The sequence below is a fragment of the Vogesella margarita genome (assembly GCF_028548475.1).
GTDB classification, from domain to species: Bacteria; Pseudomonadota; Gammaproteobacteria; order Burkholderiales; family Chromobacteriaceae; genus Vogesella; species Vogesella margarita.
Genome location: NZ_JAQQLE010000003.1, coordinates 52,814 through 73,341, shown reverse-complemented (window position 1 = coordinate 73,341; position 20,528 = coordinate 52,814). Strand labels below are relative to the sequence as shown.

The window sequence follows — 20,528 nt, the reverse complement described above, 5'->3', positions numbered from 1 at the left end:
CATGGTGGCGGATCTGGCGTGACCTCGTGCCGCGGCTACTTGGCGTCCTCATCGAGCTGGCGCAGGAAGGCCAGCTTGTCGGCGATCTTGCTTTCCAGCCCGCGCGGCACCGGCTCGTACCAGCGCACGTCTTCCAGGCCTTCCGGCAGATAGGTTTCGCCGGCGGCGTAGCCGTGTGGTTCGTCGTGGGCGTAGCGGTAGTCGTGGCCGTAGCCCAGCTCCTTCATCAGCTTGGTCGGCGCATTGCGCAGGTGCACCGGCACTGGCCGCGACTGGTCCTGCGCCACGAAGGCACGCGCCGCGTTGTAGGCCTTGTAGCCGGCGTTGCTCTTGGCGGCGATGGCGAGGTAGATCACCGCCTGTCCCAGCGCCAGCTCTCCTTCCGGGCTGCCCAGCCGCTCGTAGGTGAGGGCGGCGTCGTTGGCGATCTGCATCGCGCGCGGATCGGCAAGGCCGATGTCTTCCCACGCCATGCGCACGATGCGCCGCGCCAGATAACGCGGGTCGGCGCCGCCGTCCAGCATGCGGGATAGCCAGTACAGCGCGGCGTCGGGGTTGGAGCCGCGTACCGATTTGTGCAGCGCGGAGATCTGGTCGTAGAACGCGTCGCCGCCCTTGTCGAAGCGCCGCGCGTTGATGCTGAGCACGTCGGCCAGGAAGGCGCTGTCGATGCGGCCAACCTTGCGTGCCAGTGCTGCGGTGCGGGTCTGCTCCAGCAGGTTCAGGAAACGGCGCGCGTCGCCGTCGGCGTAGCCAGCCAGCGCGTCGCGGGCGTCGTCGTCAAAGGTCAGCCCGTCCAGCGTGCCGCCCGCCGCCGCACGCTTGAACAGTGCCAGCAGCTCGTCGCGGCTCAAGGATTGCAGCACGTACACCTGCGCCCGCGACAGCAGCGCGGCGTTGACCTCGAAGGACGGGTTTTCGGTGGTGGCGCCGATGAAGGTCAGCAGCCCGGATTCGACGAAGGGCAGGAAGGCGTCCTGCTGGCTCTTGTTGAAGCGGTGCACCTCGTCGACGAACAGGATGGTGCGGCGGCCGCTGCGCTGCAGCGTGGCGTGCGCGCGTTCCACCGCCTCGCGGATGTCCTTGACACCGGACAGCACCGCCGACAGCGGGATGAAGTCGGCGTCGAAGGCGCCGGCGAGGATGCGCGCCAGCGTGGTCTTGCCGACGCCGGGCGGCCCCCACAGGATCATGGAGTGCGGCACTTGCGCCTCGATCGCCATGCGCAGCGGCTTGCCGGGGCCGATCAGGTGTTGCTGGCCGATGACGTCGTCGAGTGAGCTCGGGCGCAGCGCTTCGGCCAGCGGCTTGTGGGGTTCTTTGGCAAACAGGTCGTTCATGCGCTGATTTTACGTGCAAACCGGTATTTCTGCCGCGCCGATCGCGTGGCGATGCACGCAGCTGGCATGGCGGCCGGCAAGCAGTGCTAGAATCCGGCGACCGTATCCCACCCTGCGAGTTTTCCGGCCATGACCCCGATGTTGTCCCTGTTTGTGAGCAAGTACCTGTTCGTGCTGGCGGCGCTGCTGCCAATCATCAACCCGCCCGGGCTGGTGCCGTTCTTCATCTCGCTGACCTCGCACAACAGCAATGCGCAGCGCGCTTTTCTGGCGCGACGGATCGCGATCTACTGTTTCCTGCTGCTCTTGGGCAGCATGTATATCGGCGGCGTGGTGCTGGAGTTCTTCGGCGTGTCGCTGCCGGTGGTGCAGGTGTCCGGCGGCCTGCTGATCACCATCGCTGCCTGGCGCATGCTCAATGACGCACCGGCGGAGGCCTCGCCGCAGCTGGCGCAGGGCGAGCACCGCGAGGCGCTGAAGCAGCGCGCGTTCTATCCGCTGACCTTCCCGCTGACGGTGGGCCCGGGCTCGATCTCGGTGGCGATCACCATCGGTGCCTCGCTGACCGGCACCGGCTCCGCGCTGGCGCGCTACACCATCGCGCCGGTGGCCAGCCTGGCGGCGGTGGCCACCATTTGCCTGGCGATCTGGGTGTGCCTGCGCAATGCCGACAAGCTGTTCCGCTATCTGGGGCAGACCGGCTCGGTGGTGTTCCTGCGCCTGACCGCCTTCATCCTGCTGTGCCTGGGGGTGCAGATCATCTGGATGGGGCTCAGCGGCCTGCTGGAGCCGCTGCTGGCGGTGCGGCGCTAAGGTTGGCCGCAAGCGGATGACAAGGCGCGCTACGGCGCGCTTTTTGCTGTCCGTGTACGGACAACCTCGCGCAATTTCATGACCAGGATCACCGACGACAGCAACAGGGTCAGCGCGTTGGCCAGCACCACCGGCAGCGCCGCGATGGAGAGACCGTACAGCAGCCAGGTGCCGGTGCCGCACACGAACATCAGGTACATCGACAGTGAAATGCTGCGCGTGTCGCGGGTGCGCAGGGTATGCAGCACTTGCGGCAAGAAACTGCCGGTGGTGAGCAGGGCGGCGAGATAGCCCAGTTGCGTGGTGTCCATGGCGTGCTACCGGAGGGGTCGGGAGGTGAGTGAAAGGTTCGCCGTCCATTCTGCGATAGCGGTGCTTGTAAGCGAAGCACTACATCGCAGCCGCCGCCGCGGAACAGGCTGTTCTGTTGCGGCGCCGGCAGCAAGGCGTACAATGCGCGGCTTGCCTCGTCCGGAATGCTATTGATGTTGACTTTGTCGTTTTTGTGCGCGTTTGCGTTTCTTGCCGGCCTGATCGACGCCGCCGTCGGCGGTGGCGGTCTGATCCAGATCCCGGCGCTGTTCAATGCACTGCCGAATGTCTCGGTGCCGGCGCTGTTCGGGACCAACAAGATGGCTTCGGCGATGGGTACGCTGTCGGCGGCCCGTTCCTACCTGCGCCAGGTCACCATTCCGTGGCGGCTGGTGCTGCCGGCGGCGGCGGCGGCGTTCGTGATGTCCTTCGCCGGCGCGGCGGCGGTGAGCCTGATCCCGGCTTCGGTGATGCGGCCGCTGGTGCTGGTGTTGCTGATCGTGATGGCGGTGTACACCTTCCGCAAGAAGACCCTGGGCGCGGTGCATGCGCCGGTGGCGATCGGTCGTCGCGAGCTGGTGGTCGGTGTGCTGATCGGCGCCGCCATCGGCTTTTACGACGGCCTGTTCGGGCCGGGTACCGGCAGCTTCCTGATGTTCCTGTTCGTGCGCTTTTTCGCCTTCGATTTCCTGCACGCGTCGGCCTCGGCCAAGGTGGTCAACCTGTCGACCAATATCGCGGCGCTGAGCTTCTTCATCCCGACCGGCAACGTGCTGTTCGGTTATGCGCTGCCGATGGCGGTGTGCAATGTCGCCGGCGCCATGGTCGGCTCGCACATCGCGATGCGCAAGGGCGCCGGCTTCGTGCGCATCCTTTTCCTGCTGCTGGTCAGCGTGCTGATCCTGAAGCTGGCCTATGACATGCTGAAGTAAGTGCCGCTAACAAAACCTCGCAGAGCACCTGAGCCAAGGTGCGCCGACGCAGACAGTACAAGTCGTACGGCAAGGCGGCGCAACGCAGGATCAGAGGTTTTGTCAGTGGCGCTAAGCGGTTAGCGTGTGGCGGCCAACTGTTGCAGGCAGGCCGGGCACAGGCAGTCACCGCCGCTGCCGGCGCTGGCCAGCGGCGGCAGTGCCATGCACCAGCAGCCACCCTTGTCGCCGCCTGTGCCGCAGTGGAAAGGTTGGCCGCAACGGCCGCAGTTCAGATCTCGCAGCGGCAAGGGCTGGCGCAGGCTGGCGATGCGTTGCAACGCCGCCTGTTTCTGTGCGCGGCTGGCCGAAGCCCAGCCGCTGATCTCCGCCAGTGTGCGCAGGCAGCCGGTGCAGTAGCGGCCGCTGGCATCGAGCTGGCATTGCCTGATGCAGGGCGAGACGATGTTGTCAGGCATCGTCATCGATCCCCGTATCCCCAAACACCACATGTGCCAGCAGCAGCTGGCAGGCGCTGTCGCTGTGCAGCTGCAGCGTGCCGGCGTGCTCCAGCCACAGCAGGTCGAACTGCCGCAGCGTGTCGCCGGCGTCGTCATTCTTCACCGTCACCGCGTCGCCCTGAGCCAGGAACAGCAGCAGCGGGCCGTCGTGCGCCAGTGTCAGGCTGCCGTCGAGCGACAGCCGTTCGGCGCGGTGATGGCAGCGGCTACGACGGGTCATGATGTTGAAATCGCGTACCTTGCCGACCAGGCGCTGGCTGCTGATCGGCCACTCGCCGGCAAAGTGCAGCAGCGGGCTGTCCGCCTGCAGCGTGGCCAGTGGCACCCCATCGCGCTGCAGTTGCAGGCCGCCGCCTTCCAGCAGGGTCAGGGTGCGGTCGATGCCGTCGAAGCGCGAGAACGGGCCGTCGCTGTCGACATCGGCGACGCTGACGCGCAGCGCAAAGTCGTCAAGGTTGGCCGCAGCGGGGCGGATCAGCAGCTGGCGGGTGATGCCGCCGCCGTTCTTCCACGGGCTGGGCGGGCAGTCGGCAAAGCGTACGATGTGCATGAGGGTCGGGGCCGGACAGGGAAAAGCGCGATGGTAGCACGCGGCCGGTAGCGGCTACAGCGGGCAGGGGACCGGTGCGCAAGCCTGGCCGCAACACTTGGCGGGCGGAATTGACACAAAGCTGCCTCGCTGTGGCTACCAGCGGCGCGCGGCCGGCCGGCATGGCCGCCATCATGGCAGGATGTGCCGCCATGGCGCGCCTCGGCGGCACAAACGTCAAGCTGCTTGCCGCAGCGCGGCGCGATACCTCGTGATAGACTTCCGTGTCCGGATTTTGTCACCCTGTCTGCCGGCCGGTAGCGACCCGTATGCCGCCGGCAGCAAGTCATTCAACACTTTGGAGCCCCGCATGTCCTCTTCGATCTTCGCCGCCGTGGAAATGGCGCCGCGCGACCCGATTCTTGGCCTGAACGAAGCCTTCAACGCCGATACCCGTCCGACTAAAGTCAACCTGGGTGTCGGCGTTTATTACGACGACAACGGCAAGATCCCGCTGCTGGCCGCCGTGAAGGCCGCCGAAAAGGTGCGTCTGGAAGCGATGCCGCCACGCGGCTACCAGCCGATCGAAGGCCCGGCCACCTACACCTCCGCGGTACAGAACCTGCTGTTCGGCGCTGACAGTGCGCTGACCGCCGCCGGTCGCGTGGTGACCGCCGAAGCGCTGGGTGGTACCGGCGCCCTGAAGATCGGTGCCGACTTCCTGAAGCGCCTGAATGCCGATGCCAAGGTCTACATCAGCAACCCGTCGTGGGAAAACCACCGCGCGCTGTTCGAGTCCGCCGGCTTCACCGTGGAAAACTACCCGTACTACGACGAAGCGACCCGTGGCGTGAACTTCGAGGCGATGAAAGCCTTCCTGCTGGGCCTGGACGCCGGTTCCGTGATCGTGCTGCACGCCTGCTGCCACAACCCGACCGGTGCCGATATGTCCGACGCCCAGTGGGCGGAAGTGGTGGAAGCCTGCCGCAGCCGCGGTCTGGTGCCGTTCCTCGACATGGCCTACCAGGGCTTTGCCGACGGCATCGAGCCTGATGCAGTGGCCGTTCGTCTGTTCTCCGCCTCCGGCCTGCAGTTCTTCGTGTCCAGCTCCTTCTCCAAGAGCTTCTCGCTGTACGGCGAGCGTGTCGGCGCGCTGTCCATCGTGACCGAGAGCAAGGAAGAGTCCGCCCGCGTGCTGTCGCAGCTCAAGCGCGTGATCCGCACCAACTACTCCAACCCGCCTATCCACGGCGGTGCGGTGGTGGCTGCGGTACTGTCCAGCCCGGAACTGCGCCAGCAGTGGGAAGACGAACTGGCCGGCATGCGCGAGCGCATCCGCGCCATGCGCGTGGCCCTGGTGGAAGCGATCCAGGCCCAGGGCGTGGAGCAGGACTTCAGCTTCGTGATCAAGCAGCGCGGCATGTTCTCCTACACCGGCCTGACCGTGGCCCAGGTCGAGCGCCTGAAGGAAGAGTTCGGCATCTACGCCGTGTCCACCGGCCGTATCTGCCTGGCGGCACTGAACAGCAAGAACATCGGCTACGTGGCCGAAGCGATTGCCAAGGTGGTCAAGGCCTGATTCATCCGGCCGGCTTCACCACGAAAAACCCCGCTGTCCGACAGCGGGGTTTTTTGTGGCCGTTTTGCAGGCGGGCTTACAGCGCGCGGGTGTGCTGCTGCAGCCAGGCCAGCGCCGCACCGTCCAGATGCGAAGCCAACCGTTCGCGCACGTGGCGGTGGTAGTCGTTGAGCCAGTCAGTTTCTTCCCGGTTCAGCAACGTGCGCTCGATGCAGCGCAGGTCGATCGGGCACAGCGTCAGCGTCTCGAACGCGAGGAAGTCGCCGAACTCGTTGCTGGCGGCGGCCACGTTCAGCAGCAGGTTCTCGATGCGCACCCCCCACTGTCCGGGGCGGTAGATGCCCGGCTCGTTGGAGGTGATCATGCCGGGCAGCATCGCCATGGTCGCTTCCGGCTGCGAGCGCGAGATGCTCTGCGGGCCTTCGTGCACGTTGAGGAAATAGCCGACGCCATGGCCGACGCCGTGGCCGAAATCGATACCGTGCTGCCAGATCGGCGCGCGCGCCAGCGCGTCCAACATCGGCGACAGCGTGCCCTGTGGGAACTGGGCGCGTGACAGAGCGATCATGCCCTTCAGCACCAGCGTGAAGTCGCGCTTCTGTTCGGCGCTGGGCTGGCCTACCGCCACTACGCGGGTGATATCGGTGGTGCCGCCCAGGTACTGGCCGCCGGAGTCGATCAGCAGCAGGCCGTCGCCCTCGATCGCGGCGTGGTGCGCCGCGGTGGCGCGGTAGTGCGGCAGCGCGCCGTTGGCGTTGAAGCCGGCGATGGTGGCGAAACTGGGCGACACGAAGCCGGGGCGGCGCGCGCGCGCGGCGGTAATCTGCTCGTCGATGGTCAGCTCGGTGATGGTATCGCGGTTGACCGCGCCCTCGAACCAGGCAAAGAACTCAGCCAGTGCCACGCCGTCCTGCACCATGGTGTCGCGCACGTGCTGCGCCTCGGCCTCGTTCTTGCGCGACTTGAGCAGGGTGGAGGGGTTGATGGCCTCGATCACGGCAAGGTTGGCCGCGACCGCGGCGCGCAGGCCGAGGGTGACGCGGCGCGGGTCCAGCAGTAGGCGACTGTCCGCCGGCAAGGCCGCCAGCGCGGCCTTGGCCTGACCGTAATCGGCGACGGCGATGCCGTCTGCGGCCAACCTTTGCGCTAGCGCAGCGTCGATCTTGCCCTCGCCGACGAACAGGGTGCCGCCGCTGTCGTTCAGCAGCAGGTGGCTGACGAACACCGGGTTGTAGCTGACGTCGCCGCCGCGCAGGTTCAGCAGCCAGGCGATGTCATCCAGCGTGGAAATGAAATGATGGCTGGCGCCGTGCTGCCGCATCGCGTCGCGTACCGCGGCCAGCTTGTCGGCGCGGGGAGTGGCGGCGTAGGGCGGCAGGTGTTCGTACACCGGCTGGCTCGGCAGGGGCGGGCGATCCGGCCACACCGCCTGCAGCAGGTCGAGGTCGCTGCGCAGCACGATGCCGGCGGCGAGGAGTTTGTCCTGCAGCACGCGGGCGCTGGCCAGGCCGAGCACGTCGCCATCCACCGCCAGCACGTCGCCGGCGCCAAGGTTGGCCGCAAGCCAGTCCAGATGCAGCGGCTGTGCCACGGTCTGGATCTTCATCAGCGCGATGCCGCTGCCGGCCAGCTCCTGTTCTGCCTGCACCCAGTAGCGGCTGTCGGCCCACAGGCCGGCAAAACCGGCGGTGACGATCAGGGTGCCGACCGAGCCGTGAAAGCCGGACAGCCAGCGCCGGCCCTGCCAGTGGGGCGGCAGGTACTCGGACAGGTGCGGATCGGAGGACGGAATCAGGCAGGCGGCGATGCCTTGCTGCTGCATGTGGCGGCGCAGGGCGGCCAGACGGGTAGGGATGGTGTGCGTCATCGTGCTTCTCGGTGGGAGATTGTATGCATTTTGCGATGGCGGGGTGTTTTGTGCAAGTTGTTTTGCCAATCGGCGCAATAGTCTGTCTTTTTGTAAATGAATAGAGCATGAAAAAAGCCGGAGCAGGCTCCGGCTTGGTTCGGCTTGCGTCAGGCTTACTTGCGTTCAACCGCCAGCGCCACGCCCATGCCGCCACCGATGCACAGTGTCGCCAGGCCTTTCTTGGCGTCGCGACGCTGCATTTCGTGCAGCAGGGTCACCAGCACGCGGCAGCCGGAGGCGCCGATCGGGTGGCCCAGCGCGATGGCACCGCCGTTGACGTTGACCTTGTCGGCGCTCCAGCCCAGCTCTTTCGCCACGCCCAGTGCCTGGGCGGCGAAGGCTTCGTTGGCTTCCACCAGGTCGAGGTCTTCCACCTTCCAGCCGGCCTTGTCCAGCGCCTTGCGGGTGGCGGCTACCGGGCCGATGCCCATGATTTCCGGCGCGCAGCCGGTCAGGGCGTAGGACTTGATGGTGGCCAGCGGTTTCAGGCCCAGCTCGTCGGCCTTGGCGGCGGTCATCAGCATCACGGCGGCGGCGCCGTCGTTGATGCCGGAAGCGTTACCGGCGGTCACGGAGCCGTCTTTCTTGAAGGCCGGACGCAGCTTGGCCAGGGTTTCGGCGGTGGTGCCGACCTTGATGTATTCGTCGCTGGCGAAGGCAACCGGGTCGCCCTTGCGCTGCGGTACCAGCACCGGCACGATCTCATCGGCGAACTTGCCGGCTTTCTGTGCTGCTTCGGCGCGGTTCTGCGAGGCCAGAGCCAGCGCGTCCTGCTCGTCGCGGCTGATCTCGTACTTGGCGGCCACGTTTTCGGCGGTGATACCCATGTGGTACTGGTTGTAGACGTCGGTCAGGCCGTCGGCCACCATGGTGTCCACCAGCTGGGCGTTGCCCATGCGGAAGCCGTCACGCGAGCCCGGCAGGATGTGCGGCGACAGCGACATGCTTTCCTGGCCACCGGCGATCACGATTTCGGCGTCGCCGTTGGCGATCGCCTGGGCACCCAGGTGCACGGCGCGCAGGCCGGAGCCGCACACCACGTTGAGGGTGGAGGCCGGGGTCGACACTGGCAGGCCGGCCTTGATCAGCGCCTGGCGCGCCGGGTTCTGGCCGGCGCCTGCGGTCAGCACCTGACCGAGGATCACTTCGCTCACTGCTTCCGGCTGCACGCCGGTCTTCTCCAGCAAACCCTTGATAACGGTTGCACCCAGCTCCGGCGCCGGGATTTTGGACAGCGAACCACCAAAGCTGCCGACAGCGGTACGCAGGGCGGCAACGATCACGATATCTTGCATGAGAGTTTCTCCACGAGTGTGTTTGCTTGTTATTGGCTACAGTGCTGTTGTGCGACGCACAAGAGCCACTGTAGCACAATCATGAAACGGGTTGATTACTGCATGGCCGCCAGTTGCGGCATGGCCTTGGCCTGCACGTACAGACCCGGTGCCGGGCACAGCGGCGGCAATTCCTTGCTGCCCATCGCCTTCGGCGCGGCCACTTTCTTGCCGGACTGCGGCGCGAGCCAGCCGTCCCAGTCTTTCCACCAGCTGCCCGGCATGCTCTGCGCGGTTTCCAGCCAGGTGTCGGCATCTGCGGCCAACGTTTCGTTGACCCAGTAGTTGCGCTTGTCCTTGGTCACCGGATTGATGGAGCCGGCGATGTGGCCGGAGGCGCCGAGCACGAAGCGGCGCGAGGCGGCGCCTTCCAGGAACTTGACGCCATCGAAGGCCGATTTCCACGGCACGATGTGGTCTTCACGCGCGGCGAAGATGTACACCGGCACCTTGATCTTGCGCACGTCGATCTTCACGCCGCACAGCGTGATGCTGTCCGGCTTTGTCAGCGCGTTGCGGTCGTAGAACTCGCGCAGGAAGAAGGTGTGCATCGGCATCGGCAGGTCTACCGCGTCGTTGTTCCAGTACAGGAGGTCGAACGGTGGCGGGGTCTTGCCCAGCAGGTAGTTGTTGACCACGTAGTTCCACACCAGGTCGTTGGCACGCAGGCTGGCGAAGGTGCGGCCCAGCTCCTTGCCACTGACGATGCCGCCGTTGCCGGCAGCCAGCTTGGCGGCACGGCCCTTGAAGAAGTTGTCGTCGAGGAAGACCTTGATCTCGCCCGGATCGGTGTGGTCGATCAGCGAGGTCATGAAGGTGGCGGAGTCGATGTAGTTCAGGCCGCGCGCTTCCATCACGCACAGCGCGGTGGTAAGGATCACGCCGCCAATGCAGAAGCCCAGCGCGTTCATGCTCGGCTGCTTGGTGATCTTGCGCACCGCTTCGGCGGCGGCGATCACGCCTTCCTCAATGTAGTTGTCCCACTGGTACTGCCGCATCTCCGGCGTCGCGGATTTCCAGCTGACCAGGAACACGCGGTAACCCTGGCCCACGAAGTGGCGCACCATGGAGTTGTCCGGCTGCAGGTCCATCAGATAGTACTTGTTGACGCAGGGCGGCACGATCAGCAGCGGCTTCTCGTAGACTTCGCCGGTGGTCGGCGTGTACTGGATCAGTTCCATCAGCTCGTTGCGGAACACCACTTCGCCCGGGGTGCAGGCAATGTTCTTGCCGATCTCGAACTTGGTTTCGTCCGACATCGAGATGTGACCCTTCTGGATGTCTTCCATCATGTTCTTCATGCCTTCGACCAGGCTCTCGCCCTTGGTCTCGATGGCCTGCTTGATCACTTCCGGGTTGGTCAGCATGAAGTTGGTCGGCGCCATGGCGTCGATGTACTGGCGGGTGATGAAGGCCAGGCGCTCCTTGTCCTCACCTTCCAGATGGGTCTGGTCGGCAAGATCGGTCATCCACTTCGAAGTCAGCAGGTAGCTTTGCTTGATGAAGCTGTAGAACGGATGGTCGTTCCATTCCGGTGCCGAGAAACGACGGTCAGTGCTCGCCGCCGGGGCCGCGGCGGCACCATTCTGGCCCAGGAACTGCATCCACAGGTTCATCTGCTGCTGGTACAGGCTGTTCTGCATCGCGATGAACTGGGTGGCGTTGTTGACCATCTGGTTCCAGGCGCCGGCCATCGGGTTGGCGGCATCTTGCGGTGTCAGGCCGCTGCTCATGGAGTTGACGAACTGCTGCATCCACTTTTGATTGGCCTCGGACAGGTTGGCAAAAAAGCTGTCCAGCGGGTTGGGGGTTTCCTGACTCATGGGTTCTCCTTCGAAAGTGGAAAGACGATCAAGCACCATCCCGCCCTGCGTACAGGCTGTTTTCTTGCTGGCGCTGTCGGTAGTTGCTTACGACTGTACCACCGCTTTATGACAAAACACAGCGCCTTATTGTTGCGGCGCAGGAATATCGTTGCGGGCTCGCAAACGCCATGCCAGCAGGGTTGTCGACGGTGGTATGGGCTGGTGGACCGGTAAGGGCGGCAGTATAACCGAATTCATGCTTTTGGTATGGTGCAATGCAACAATTTTTGGTTGGGATGTCGGCGGACCGCGTTCACGGTGGCGGCAAGGTTGCCCTGCGGCGGCGGCAAAATCATACTGCGATTGTGACGGCGGGCTGTCTGCCGCCAGTGTCGGCGTGACGCTGGCGACGACAGGTCAGCCATACCCATTTCAGAAAAGGAAAAAGCGATGCACGTGCAGTTGTCGGGGACCGCGCAGCGGGTGAATACGGTGTTCTGTATCGGGCGCAACTACGCCGCCCATGCCGCCGAGCTTGGCAACGCGGTGGAAAGCGAGCCGGTGGTGTTCCTGAAGCCGAACGCCGCGCTGCTGCGCGAGGGCAGTGCCATCGTGCTGCCGGACTACTCGCAGGATGTGCACTACGAGTGCGAGCTGGTGCTGCTGATCGGCAGGGACGCCGATCACGTCGACGAGGCTGACGCGCTGTCCTGCATCGCCGGCTACGGCCTCGGCCTGGATCTGACCGCGCGCGACGTGCAGTCGGTGGTGAAGGCCAAGGGGCTGCCGTGGACCAAGGCGAAGGGTTTTCGCGGCGCCGCCTGCGTGTCGGATTTCGTTGCGGCCAACCTTGTCGCCGATCCGGCGCGGCTGCAGTTCAATCTGCACATCAACGGCGAACCGCGCCAGCACGGCGACACCGCGCTGATGCAGTTCCCGGTGGCGACCATCGTCAGCTACCTGTCGCGCATCTACGGCCTGCGCGCCGGCGACCTGGTCTTTACCGGCACGCCGGAAGGGGTGGGGCGGCTACAGGGAGGCGACCATTTGCAGCTGGAACTGCCGGGGTTGCTGCAGGCCGAGTGGCGGGTGGCACCATGAGCAAGGCAAGGTTGGCCGCAGGCGCGGATGACGACAAGGTGCGGCTGGACAAGTGGCTGTGGGCGGCGCGCTTTTACAAGACGCGGCAGCTGGCGCACGAGGCGCTGGAGCTGGGGCGGGTGCTGGTCGGCGGCGAGCGGGTCAAGGGCTCGCGGGGGGCGAAGGAGGGCGACGAGCTGCTGATCCGCATCGAGCGGCTGGAGTACAAGGTCACCATCGTGGCACTGGCGACGCAGCGGCGCCCGGCCAGGGAGGCGCAGCTGCTGTACAGCGAGAGCGAGGCGTCGGTAACCGCGCGTGAACACCAGATCGCGCTGCAAAAGGCCGAACACGCCAGCTACCCGCACGGCGACGGGCGGCCGACGAAAAAGGCGCGCCGCGACATCTCCCGTTTCAAGGACAGCTGGTGAGCGATAGGCGGGGGCCGGCAATGGCGCTATCATGCCGCCCCGCGTTCGCCCTTGCCTGAAAGAAAATCCGCCATGCCTGCCGTTGCCGACCTGCGTGCGTTCGCCGCGTTCTACTTCAGCTATTTTGCCTTCCAGGGACTGTTCGGCCCGTTCTGGGGGCTGTATCTGGAGTCGCTGGCGTTCAGCACGGTGCAGATTTCGGTGCTGATGGCGCTGTCGACGCTGGCACGCATCGTGGCGCCGGGGCTGTGGGGCTGGCTGGCCGACAGGCGCGGCCGGCGGCGCAGCATCATCCTGTCGACCTCGCTGCTGTCGGCGCTGGCGTTTGCCTTCGTCGGGCTGGACAACGGCTTCTGGTGGGTGTTCGTCAGCCTGGCGGTATCGCACTTCTTCTGGGCGGCGGCGCTGCCGCTGGTCGAGGCCAGCACCGCGCACCTGACGCGCGCGACGCCGGGGCGCTACAGCCGGGTGCGGGTGTGGGGTTCGATCGGTTTTGTCACGCTGTCGCTGGTCGGCGGCGCCTTGCTGGAGCTGATCGGGCTTCGCAACCTGCCGTGGGCGGTGCTGGCGCTGCTGCTGCTGATCGCGCTGGCCGCCTGGTTCGTGCCGGAGGTGGCGGCCGCGCCGCGCAGTGCCGTGCGGCAGTCGATTGCCGGCACCCTGCGCCGGCCGCAGGTGCTGGCGCTGTTCGCCTGCTGCTTCCTGCTCGCCTTCGGCATGGGGCCTTACTACACCTTCTATTCGATCGGCCTGCAGCAGGCCGGTTACGGCAAGAGCGCCATCGGCTGGCTGTGGTCGGTGGGGGTGATCTGCGAGATCGGCATCTTCCTGCTAATGCCGCGGCTGATGGCGCGCTTCGCGCTGGAACAGCTGATGCTGGCGTCCTTGCTGGTCACCGCGCTGCGCTTCGTGCTGATTGCGCTGCTGCTGGCGCAGCCGGCGGTGGCGGTGTTCGCGCAGACGCTGCACGCCTTCACCTTCGGCGTGCACCACGCGGCGGCGGTGGGTCTGATCCACCGCTACTTTGCCGAGCAACACCAGGCGCGCGGCCAAGGTCTGTACGTGATCGCCTCCTTCGGTGTCGGCGGCAGCGCCGGCGGCCTGCTCGGCGGCGTGCTGTGGCCGCATGGCGGGGTGACGCTGACCTTTGCCGTGTCCGCGCTGGTGACCTTCATCGGCGTGCTGGTGTGCTGGCGCTGGCTGCGCCCTCCGGCGCACGGCTGAGGCCAAAGGTTGGCCGCAACCGCCGCACTCAGCTCGACAGCAGCATCACCAGCTTCAGACCCGGCGCGTTGGCCAGCCGTAGCGTCAGCTGCTGGTAACTCACCCGCCCCAGCTGCGCGTGGTTGAACGCGCGCTCGCCGCCCTCGCGCCCCTGCACGTCCTGCTGCCGCCACAGGCTGTCGAAGTCACCGCTCTGCCGGCGTAGGCCGTCGAGCAGGGCCGCGACTTCTGCGTCATCGCGACGGGCGCTGGTCTCGGCGCGGAATTCCGCCACCAGGCGCCGTGCCCGCGTCGGCCAGTCGTCGACCAGCTGCGGCGCCAGCGGATGCAGGAACATGAAGTGCAGCAGGTTGTGGCGCGGCTCCGGCTGGTCCAGCCAGCCACGGAACAGGATGGCGGCCTGCGCGTTCCACGCCGGCACGAACCATAGCCCGTCCAGTACATAGGCCGGACCGTCGATCTTGCCGACCGCCAGCGCCAGCGCCTGCTGCGCCTCCGGATCGCTGGCGAGGTGGGCGTCGTCCGGGTTCTTCTGCCCGGCGAGGTTGAACAGGTAGTCGCGTTCGGCGCGGCTCAGCAAGAGCGCGTCGGCCAGCCGCGCCAGCGTCGCGGCCGATACCGACTGCGTGCGGCCTTGCTCGATCCAGGTCAGCCAGGTCGGGCTGATACCGCACAGCGCGGCGACCTCCTCGCGGCGCAGGCCCTTGGCGCGGCGGCGGCTGCCGGCGGGCAGGCCGGCCTGCTGCGGTGACACGCGCTCGCGGTGGCTGCGGATAAAGTCGCCCAGCGGGCTGGTGCTGCGCTCGTCGTTCATGGTGCGATCGGCTTATCTTGGTAGTGTGAGTACTAGTATAAATGCTTATCTTGTACTAGGAACCGGCTTGGTCAATGATAGGGCCACTATTCACGGCCGGCGGCCTGCCCAAGGTTGGCCGCAACGGCCTGTTCCGCCCCCGGCGGACGTGACAGAATGACCGGATCCACTGCCGGATGTTGTCGGCAAACTCATCGGGAAAACAGAACCATGACCGCACAGACCCTCTACGACAAGCTGTGGAGCAGCCACGTGGTGCACGAAGAAGCAGACGGCACCGTATTGCTCTATATTGACCGTCACCTGGTCCACGAAGTGACCAGCCCGCAAGCCTTCGAAGGCCTGAAGCTGGCCAATCGTCCGCTGTGGCGCGTGGACTCGGTGGTGTCGACCGCCGACCACAACACGCCGACCGACCACTGGGACGAGGGCATCAAGGACCCGATCTCGCGCCAGCAGGTAGAGACGCTGGACGCCAACATCAAGGCCTTCGGCGCGCTCGCCTACTTCCCGTTCAAGGACAAGGGCCAGGGCATCGTGCACGTGATGGGGCCGGAGCAGGGCGCTACCCTGCCGGGCATGACCGTGGTCTGTGGTGACAGCCACACCTCCACCCACGGCGCCTTCGGCGCGCTGGCGCACGGCATTGGTACTTCCGAGGTCGAGCATGTGATGGCCACCCAGACGCTGGTGGCGAAGAAATCCAAGAACATGCTGGTGCGCGTGGACGGCAAGCTGCCGGTTGGCATCACCGGCAAGGACGTGGCGCTGGCGATCATCGGCAAGATCGGCACCGCCGGCGGTACCGGCTACGCCATCGAATTCGGCGGCGAAGCGATCCGCGAGCTGTCGATGGAAGGCCGCATGAGCCTGTGCAATATGGCCATCGAAGCGGGTGCCCGTTCCGGCCTGGTGGCGGTGGACCAGAAGACCATCGACTACGTGAAAGGGCGTCCGTTCGCGCCGAAGGCCGAGCAGTGGGATGCCGCCGTGGCCTACTGGAACACGCTGCACACCGACGAAGGCGCGCACTTCGACGCCGTGGTGGTACTGGATGCTGCCGAGATCCAGCCGCAGGTAACCTGGGGCACCTCGCCGGAAATGGTGACCGACATCAACGGCCGCGTGCCAGACCCGGCGCAGGAAGCCGACCCGGTGAAGAAGGGCTCCATCGAGCGCGCGCTGGCCTATATGGGTCTGCAAGCCAATACCCCGATCAACGAGATCCCGGTGGATATCGTGTTCATCGGCTCCTGTACCAACAGCCGCATCGAAGACCTGCGCGAAGCCGCCGCGGTGGCCAAGGGCCGCAGCAAGGCGGCCAACGTCAAGCAGGTGCTGGTGGTGCCGGGCTCCGGCCTGGTGAAGGCACAGGCCGAACAGGAAGGCCTGGACAAGGTGTTCGTGGCAGCCGGCTTTGAATGGCGCGAACCGGGCTGCTCCATGTGCCTGGCGATGAACGCCGACCGCCTGCAGCCGGGCGAGCGCTGCGCGTCCACCTCCAACCGCAACTTTGAAGGTCGTCAGGGTCAAGGCGGCCGTACCCACCTGGTGAGCCCGGCGATGGCCGCGGCTGCCGCGGTGGCCGGCCACTTTGTGGACATCCGAACCCTGTGATCGACGGCTGGTCACACGCTGGCCGCAGTGTCAAACTGCCTCCTTTGTGTGACCGCCTGCAAGGACTCAAGCCATGACTACCCGAATTCTGACCGCCCTGACCATCGTGTTCGCCATGACCGCCTGCAATACCGTATCCGGCATCGGCAAGGACATCAGGAGCGCGGGTTCCGCCATTGAAAGGGCTGCACAATGAAGGCATTTACTACACTGAACGGGCTGGTGTGCCCGCTGGATCGCGCCAACGTCGATACCGACGCGATCATTCCCAAGCAATTCCTGAAGTCGATCAAGCGTTCCGGTTTCGGCCCCAACCTGTTCGACGAGTGGCGTTACCTCGATCACGGCGAGCCGGGCATGGACAACAGCCAGCGTCCGCTGAACCCGGATTTCGTGCTGAACTTCCCGCGCTACGCCGGCGCGCAGGTGCTGCTGGCACGCGAGAACTTCGGCTGCGGCTCTTCGCGCGAACACGCGCCGTGGGCACTGGAAGACCAGGGCTTCCGCGTCATCATCGCGCCGAGCTTCGCCGACATCTTCTTCAACAACTGCTTCAAGAACGGCCTGCTGCCCATCGTGCAGCCGGCCGAAGTGGTCGACCAGCTGTTCCGCGAGTGCGAGGCCAATGAAGGCTACCGCCTGAACGTGGACCTGGCGGCGCAGACCATCACCACGCCGTGCGGCAAGGTGTTCGCCTTCGACGTCACAGAGCACCGCAAGCACTGCCTGCTCGGCGGCCTGGACGAAATCGGCCTGACGCTGAAGCACGAAGCCGAGATCAAGGCCTTCGAGAGCAAGCACCGCGCGGCGCAGCCGTGGCTGTTTGCCTGAACCCACCCTCAAAGGTTGGCCGCAGTGCGGCCAACCTTGTCCTCCACGCTACGGGATGAAGATCATGAAAATTGCAGTCTTGCCGGGTGACGGCATCGGTCCGGAAATCATTGCCCAGGCACAGCGCGTGCTGGAAGTGTTGCGCAGCGACGGCCTGCCGATCGAGATGGAGCGGGCGCCGCTGGGTGGCGCCGCCTACGACGAGTTCGGCCATCCTTATCCGTCGTTCACGCAGAACCTGTGTCGCGATGCCGACGCGGTGCTGCTCGGCGCCGTCGGCGGCCCGCAGTACGACAATCTGGAGCGCGCGCTGCGCCCGGAACGCGGCCTGTTGGCGATCCGCAAGGATCTGAATCTGTTCGCCAACCTGCGTCCGGCGATCCTGTATCCGGAACTGGCCAACGCGTCGACGCTGAAGCCGGAAGTGGTGTCCGGCCTCGACATCATGATCGTGCGCGAGCTGACCGGCGACATCTACTTCGGCCAGCCGCGCGGCATCGCCGTCAACGAGCTGGGCGAGCGCGAGGCGTACAACACCATGCGCTACAGCGAGGGCGAAATCCGTCGCATCGCCCATGTCGCCTTCGGCATCGCGATGAAGCGCAACAAGAAGTTGTGCTCGGTGGACAAGGCCAACGTGCTGGAGACCACCGAGTTCTGGAAAGAAATCATGATCGACGTGGCGCGCGAGTACCCGCAGGTGGAGTTGAGCCACATGTATGTGGACAACGCCGCGATGCAGCTGGTGCGCAATCCGAAGCAGTTCGACGTGATGGTGACCGGCAACATCTTCGGCGACATCCTGTCCGACGAAGCCTCGATGCTGACCGGCTCCATCGGCATGCTGCCGTCGGCGTCGCTGGACCAGAACAACAAGGGCCTGTACGAGCCTAGCCACGGCTCGGCACCGGATATCGCCGGCAAGGACCTGGCCAACCCGCTGGCCACCATCCTGTCGGCGGCGATGATGCTGCGCTACACCTTCAACCAGGAAGCCGCCGCCCAGCGCGTGGAAAACGCGGTGAAAACGGTGCTGGCGCAGGGCTACCGTACTGCAGATATTTTTGAAGCCGGTTGCGAGAAAGTCAGCTGCTCCGGCATGGGTGACGCGGTGGTGGCTGCCCTGTAATTTGCATATTTAATGTTGTTTGAATAAAAAACATCAACCCCATTGTGCGTGCCGCTGTTGCCCTGCACAATGGGGTTGATCACTACATAAAGCCGGTCTGTCAAGAGATGGCTGGCGAGACAGTTTCAAACACCCAAGACATTCAGGAGAATTATCGTGCGAGTAGGTTTTGTTGGCTGGCGCGGCATGGTCGGTTCCGTGCTGATGCAGCGCATGCTGGAAGAGAATGATTTTGCCGTTATCGACGAACCGGTGTTCTTCACGACCTCCAATGTCGGTGGCGCCGCTCCCAACGTTGGCCGCGACGTACCACCGCTGAAAGACGCGCGTAACATCGACGAGCTGAAGGCAATGGACGCCATCGTCACCTGCCAGGGCGGCGACTACACCACCGAGGTGTACGCCAAGCTGCGCGAGGCGGGCTGGAACGGCTACTGGATCGACGCCGCCTCCACCCTGCGCATGGAAGACAACGCCATCATCGTGCTCGACCCGGTCAACAGCAACGTGATCGAAGCGGGCCTCGCCAACGGCGTGAAGGACTTCATCGGCGGTAACTGCACCAACTCCATCATGCTGATGGGCATGGGTGGGCTGTTCCGCGAAGGCCTGGTGGAGTGGGTGTCCTCGATGACCTACCAGGCGGCCTCCGGTGGTGGCGCCAACCACATGCGCGAACTGCTGAAGGGCATGGGCGTCGTGCATGATGCCGTGGCCGACGAACTGGCCACACCATCGTCCGCCATTCTGGACATCGACCGCAAGGTGGCCGCCGCCATCCGCGAAGACGTGCCGACCGAATTCTTCGGCGCGCCGCTCGCCGGCGGCCTGATCCCGTGGATCGACAAGCAGCTGGACAACGGCCAGTCCAAGGAAGAGTGGAAGGGCCAGGCCGAGGTGAACAAGATCCTCGGCAACACGGCGACCGTTCCGGTTGACGGTCTGTGCGTGCGCATCGGCGCCATGCGCTGCCACAGCCTGGCACTGACCGTGAAACTGAAAAAAGACCTGCCGCTGGAAGAGATCGAAGCCATCATCAAGTCCGGCAACGACTGGGTGAAGTGGGTGCCGAACGACCGCGACATCACCGTCAAGGAACTGACACCGGCAGCCATCACCGGCGGTCTGCAGATCGGCGTCGGCCGTGTGCGCAAGCTGAACATGGGCGGCGAGTACCTGTCGGCCTTCGTGATCGGCGACCAGCTGCTGTGGGGCGCGGCCGAACCGCTGCGCCGTATGTTGCGGATCCTGATTGAACGCTAAAATAGTGCGATACTGTTAGCCAAGGGCGCCAGCGGCGCCCTTTCTGTTTTCTAGAACTGGATAAATGAATGTCTGAAACCCTGCGTATTGCTGTTGTTGGTGCCACCTCGCTGGTTGGCGAAGCCGTGCTTGAATTGCTGGCCGAACGCGCGCTGCCTATCGGTCGCGTGTTCGCGCTGGATGTGGCGGAAAAGGACGGCGAGACCGTGTCGCTGGGCAATCTCGAGCTGGATGTGGCCTCGGTGGAGGATTTTGACTTTGCCAATGCCTCGCTGGCGATCTTTGTCGGCGGCAGCGAGCTGTCGCGCCGCTTCGTGCCGGAAGCGCGCAACGCCGGTTGCGCCGTGATCGACTTCAGCGCCGTGTATCGCCTGTCCGAAGACGTGCCGCTGGTGGTGCCCGGTATCAACGACGCCGCGCTGGACGATCTCGGTGAAGGTCTGTTGCTGGCGGTGCCGAACTGCACGGTGACGCCGGTGGCCAAGGCGTTGGCCGCACTGCAGGCCTGCGGCCTGGAGCGGGTCACCGTCGCCACTTACCAGTCGGTGTCCGGCACCGGCCGCGCCGCGCTGGAAGAGCTGGCCAACCAGACCACCGCGCTGTTTGGTGCGCGCGACGTCGAGCTGGAGGTCTACCCGAAGCGTATCTCCTTCAACGTGTTGCCGCAGATCGGCGACGTGGACGAGCAGGGCATCAGCGAAGAAGAGCAGTCGCTGGTCGACGAGCTGCACAAGGTGCTGGCCGAGCCACAGCTGCGCGTCGAAGCCAGCTGCGTGCGGGTGCCGGTGTTCTTCGGTCACGGCTGGGCAGTGACGCTGCAGACCCGCGATCCGCTGACTGCGGACAAGGCGCGCGAGCTGCTGGCTGCCGGCGGCCTGCAAATCGTCGACGATCCGCGTGGTGAGCTGCCTTATGTCACGCCACTGGAAGCGTCCGGTAACGAGGCGGTCTGGGTCAGCCGCGTGCGGCAGACGGCGGGCGGCACCGTGTCGTTCTGGCTGGCGGCCGACAATGTCCGCGCCGGCGCCGCAGAGCCTTGCGTGGCGCTGGCTGCAGCCTTGATGAAGCGTGGCTATTTTGCCTGAG

General features: G+C 65.4%; 20 protein-coding genes. 12 read left to right on the top strand and 8 right to left on the bottom strand.

What is annotated here, in order from left to right; genetic code table 11:
- Positions 1 to 35: 35 nt before the first annotated feature.
- A complete protein-coding gene (locus PQU96_RS05165; protein WP_272771179.1) occupies positions 36 to 1,340 on the bottom strand; it encodes a replication-associated recombination protein A in 1,305 nt (434 codons plus the stop codon).
- Positions 1,341 to 1,478: 138 nt separating this feature from the next.
- On the opposite strand from PQU96_RS05165, the gene PQU96_RS05160 reads away from it, so the two are divergent.
- A complete protein-coding gene (locus PQU96_RS05160; protein ID WP_053068126.1) occupies positions 1,479 to 2,153 on the top strand; it encodes a MarC family protein in 675 nt (224 codons plus the stop codon).
- Positions 2,154 to 2,182: 29 nt separating this feature from the next.
- Here PQU96_RS05160 and PQU96_RS05155 read toward each other — a convergent pair whose 3' ends face one another.
- Positions 2,183 to 2,464: a SemiSWEET transporter gene (locus tag PQU96_RS05155; protein ID WP_120811049.1), complete on the bottom strand. Its 282-nt coding sequence runs from the start codon at positions 2,462 to 2,464 to the stop codon at positions 2,183 to 2,185.
- Between the two features lie 174 nt (positions 2,465 to 2,638).
- Between PQU96_RS05155 and PQU96_RS05150 the strand changes: the two genes are divergently transcribed.
- Positions 2,639 to 3,397, top strand: coding sequence for a sulfite exporter TauE/SafE family protein (locus tag PQU96_RS05150; RefSeq protein ID WP_120811051.1), 759 nt, complete (start codon positions 2,639 to 2,641; stop codon positions 3,395 to 3,397).
- Positions 3,398 to 3,516: 119 nt separating this feature from the next.
- Here PQU96_RS05150 and PQU96_RS05145 read toward each other — a convergent pair whose 3' ends face one another.
- Both PQU96_RS05145 and PQU96_RS05140 read right to left on the bottom strand, forming a co-directional pair.
- Positions 3,517 to 3,855, bottom strand: coding sequence for a cysteine-rich CWC family protein (locus tag PQU96_RS05145; protein ID WP_272771178.1), 339 nt, complete (start codon positions 3,853 to 3,855; stop codon positions 3,517 to 3,519).
- On the bottom strand, positions 3,848 to 4,447 hold the full coding sequence (locus PQU96_RS05140; protein WP_272771177.1) for a HutD/Ves family protein: 600 nt from the start codon (positions 4,445 to 4,447) through the stop codon (positions 3,848 to 3,850). The genes PQU96_RS05145 and PQU96_RS05140 overlap by 8 nt, the downstream gene beginning before the upstream one ends.
- A gap of 361 nt (positions 4,448 to 4,808) precedes the next feature.
- Between PQU96_RS05140 and PQU96_RS05135 the strand changes: the two genes are divergently transcribed.
- Positions 4,809 to 6,005 carry an amino acid aminotransferase gene (locus tag PQU96_RS05135; RefSeq protein ID WP_444546105.1) on the top strand — a complete coding sequence of 399 codons (1,197 nt, stop codon included), beginning with the start codon at positions 4,809 to 4,811 and terminating at the stop codon, positions 6,003 to 6,005.
- A 76-nt stretch (positions 6,006 to 6,081) separates the two neighbouring features.
- On the opposite strand, the gene PQU96_RS05130 is transcribed toward PQU96_RS05135, so the two are convergent.
- From PQU96_RS05130 to PQU96_RS05120, 3 genes are all read right to left on the bottom strand, one after another.
- Positions 6,082 to 7,872: an aminopeptidase P family protein gene (locus PQU96_RS05130; protein ID WP_272771175.1), complete on the bottom strand. Its 1,791-nt coding sequence runs from the start codon at positions 7,870 to 7,872 to the stop codon at positions 6,082 to 6,084.
- A gap of 155 nt (positions 7,873 to 8,027) precedes the next feature.
- Positions 8,028 to 9,209: an acetyl-CoA C-acetyltransferase gene (locus tag PQU96_RS05125; protein ID WP_272771174.1), complete on the bottom strand. Its 1,182-nt coding sequence runs from the start codon at positions 9,207 to 9,209 to the stop codon at positions 8,028 to 8,030.
- Positions 9,210 to 9,304: 95 nt separating this feature from the next.
- The gene (locus PQU96_RS05120; protein ID WP_272771173.1) at positions 9,305 to 11,071 is read right to left on the bottom strand and encodes a PHA/PHB synthase family protein; all 1,767 of its coding nucleotides are present in this window, start codon (positions 11,069 to 11,071) and stop codon (positions 9,305 to 9,307) included.
- A 432-nt stretch (positions 11,072 to 11,503) separates the two neighbouring features.
- On the opposite strand from PQU96_RS05120, the gene PQU96_RS05115 reads away from it, so the two are divergent.
- The 3 genes from PQU96_RS05115 (at position 11,504) to PQU96_RS05105 (ending at position 13,788) form a co-directional block, all read left to right on the top strand.
- On the top strand, positions 11,504 to 12,154 hold the full coding sequence (locus PQU96_RS05115) for a fumarylacetoacetate hydrolase family protein (protein WP_272771172.1): 651 nt from the start codon (positions 11,504 to 11,506) through the stop codon (positions 12,152 to 12,154).
- A complete protein-coding gene (locus PQU96_RS05110; RefSeq protein ID WP_272771171.1) occupies positions 12,151 to 12,564 on the top strand; it encodes an RNA-binding S4 domain-containing protein in 414 nt (137 codons plus the stop codon). Before PQU96_RS05115 ends, PQU96_RS05110 begins: the two co-directional genes overlap by 4 nt.
- 72 nt (positions 12,565 to 12,636) lie before the next feature.
- Complete coding sequence (locus PQU96_RS05105; protein WP_272771170.1) at positions 12,637 to 13,788, top strand: MFS transporter; 1,152 nt, start codon at positions 12,637 to 12,639, stop codon at positions 13,786 to 13,788.
- A gap of 28 nt (positions 13,789 to 13,816) precedes the next feature.
- Here PQU96_RS05105 and PQU96_RS05100 read toward each other — a convergent pair whose 3' ends face one another.
- Positions 13,817 to 14,602, bottom strand: coding sequence for a helix-turn-helix transcriptional regulator (locus PQU96_RS05100; protein ID WP_272771169.1), 786 nt, complete (start codon positions 14,600 to 14,602; stop codon positions 13,817 to 13,819).
- 210 nt (positions 14,603 to 14,812) lie between these two features.
- Here PQU96_RS05100 and leuC point away from each other — a divergent pair, with 210 nt between their 5' ends.
- The 6 genes from leuC (at position 14,813) to PQU96_RS05070 (ending at position 20,527) form a co-directional block, all read left to right on the top strand.
- On the top strand, positions 14,813 to 16,219 hold the full coding sequence (gene leuC / locus PQU96_RS05095) for a 3-isopropylmalate dehydratase large subunit (RefSeq protein ID WP_272771168.1): 1,407 nt from the start codon (positions 14,813 to 14,815) through the stop codon (positions 16,217 to 16,219).
- A gap of 73 nt (positions 16,220 to 16,292) precedes the next feature.
- On the top strand, positions 16,293 to 16,415 hold the full coding sequence (locus PQU96_RS05090; RefSeq protein ID WP_272771167.1) for an entericidin A/B family lipoprotein: 123 nt from the start codon (positions 16,293 to 16,295) through the stop codon (positions 16,413 to 16,415).
- The gene (gene leuD / locus PQU96_RS05085; RefSeq protein ID WP_272771166.1) at positions 16,412 to 17,050 is read left to right on the top strand and encodes a 3-isopropylmalate dehydratase small subunit; all 639 of its coding nucleotides are present in this window, start codon (positions 16,412 to 16,414) and stop codon (positions 17,048 to 17,050) included. Before PQU96_RS05090 ends, leuD begins: the two co-directional genes overlap by 4 nt.
- 64 nt (positions 17,051 to 17,114) lie before the next feature.
- The gene (gene leuB / locus PQU96_RS05080) at positions 17,115 to 18,179 is read left to right on the top strand and encodes a 3-isopropylmalate dehydrogenase (protein WP_272771165.1); all 1,065 of its coding nucleotides are present in this window, start codon (positions 17,115 to 17,117) and stop codon (positions 18,177 to 18,179) included.
- A 156-nt stretch (positions 18,180 to 18,335) separates the two neighbouring features.
- The gene (asd, locus tag PQU96_RS05075) at positions 18,336 to 19,442 is read left to right on the top strand and encodes an aspartate-semialdehyde dehydrogenase (RefSeq protein ID WP_272771164.1); all 1,107 of its coding nucleotides are present in this window, start codon (positions 18,336 to 18,338) and stop codon (positions 19,440 to 19,442) included.
- Positions 19,443 to 19,510: 68 nt separating this feature from the next.
- Complete coding sequence (locus PQU96_RS05070) at positions 19,511 to 20,527, top strand: aspartate-semialdehyde dehydrogenase (protein ID WP_272771163.1); 1,017 nt, start codon at positions 19,511 to 19,513, stop codon at positions 20,525 to 20,527.
- Position 20,528: the final 1 nt, after the last annotated feature.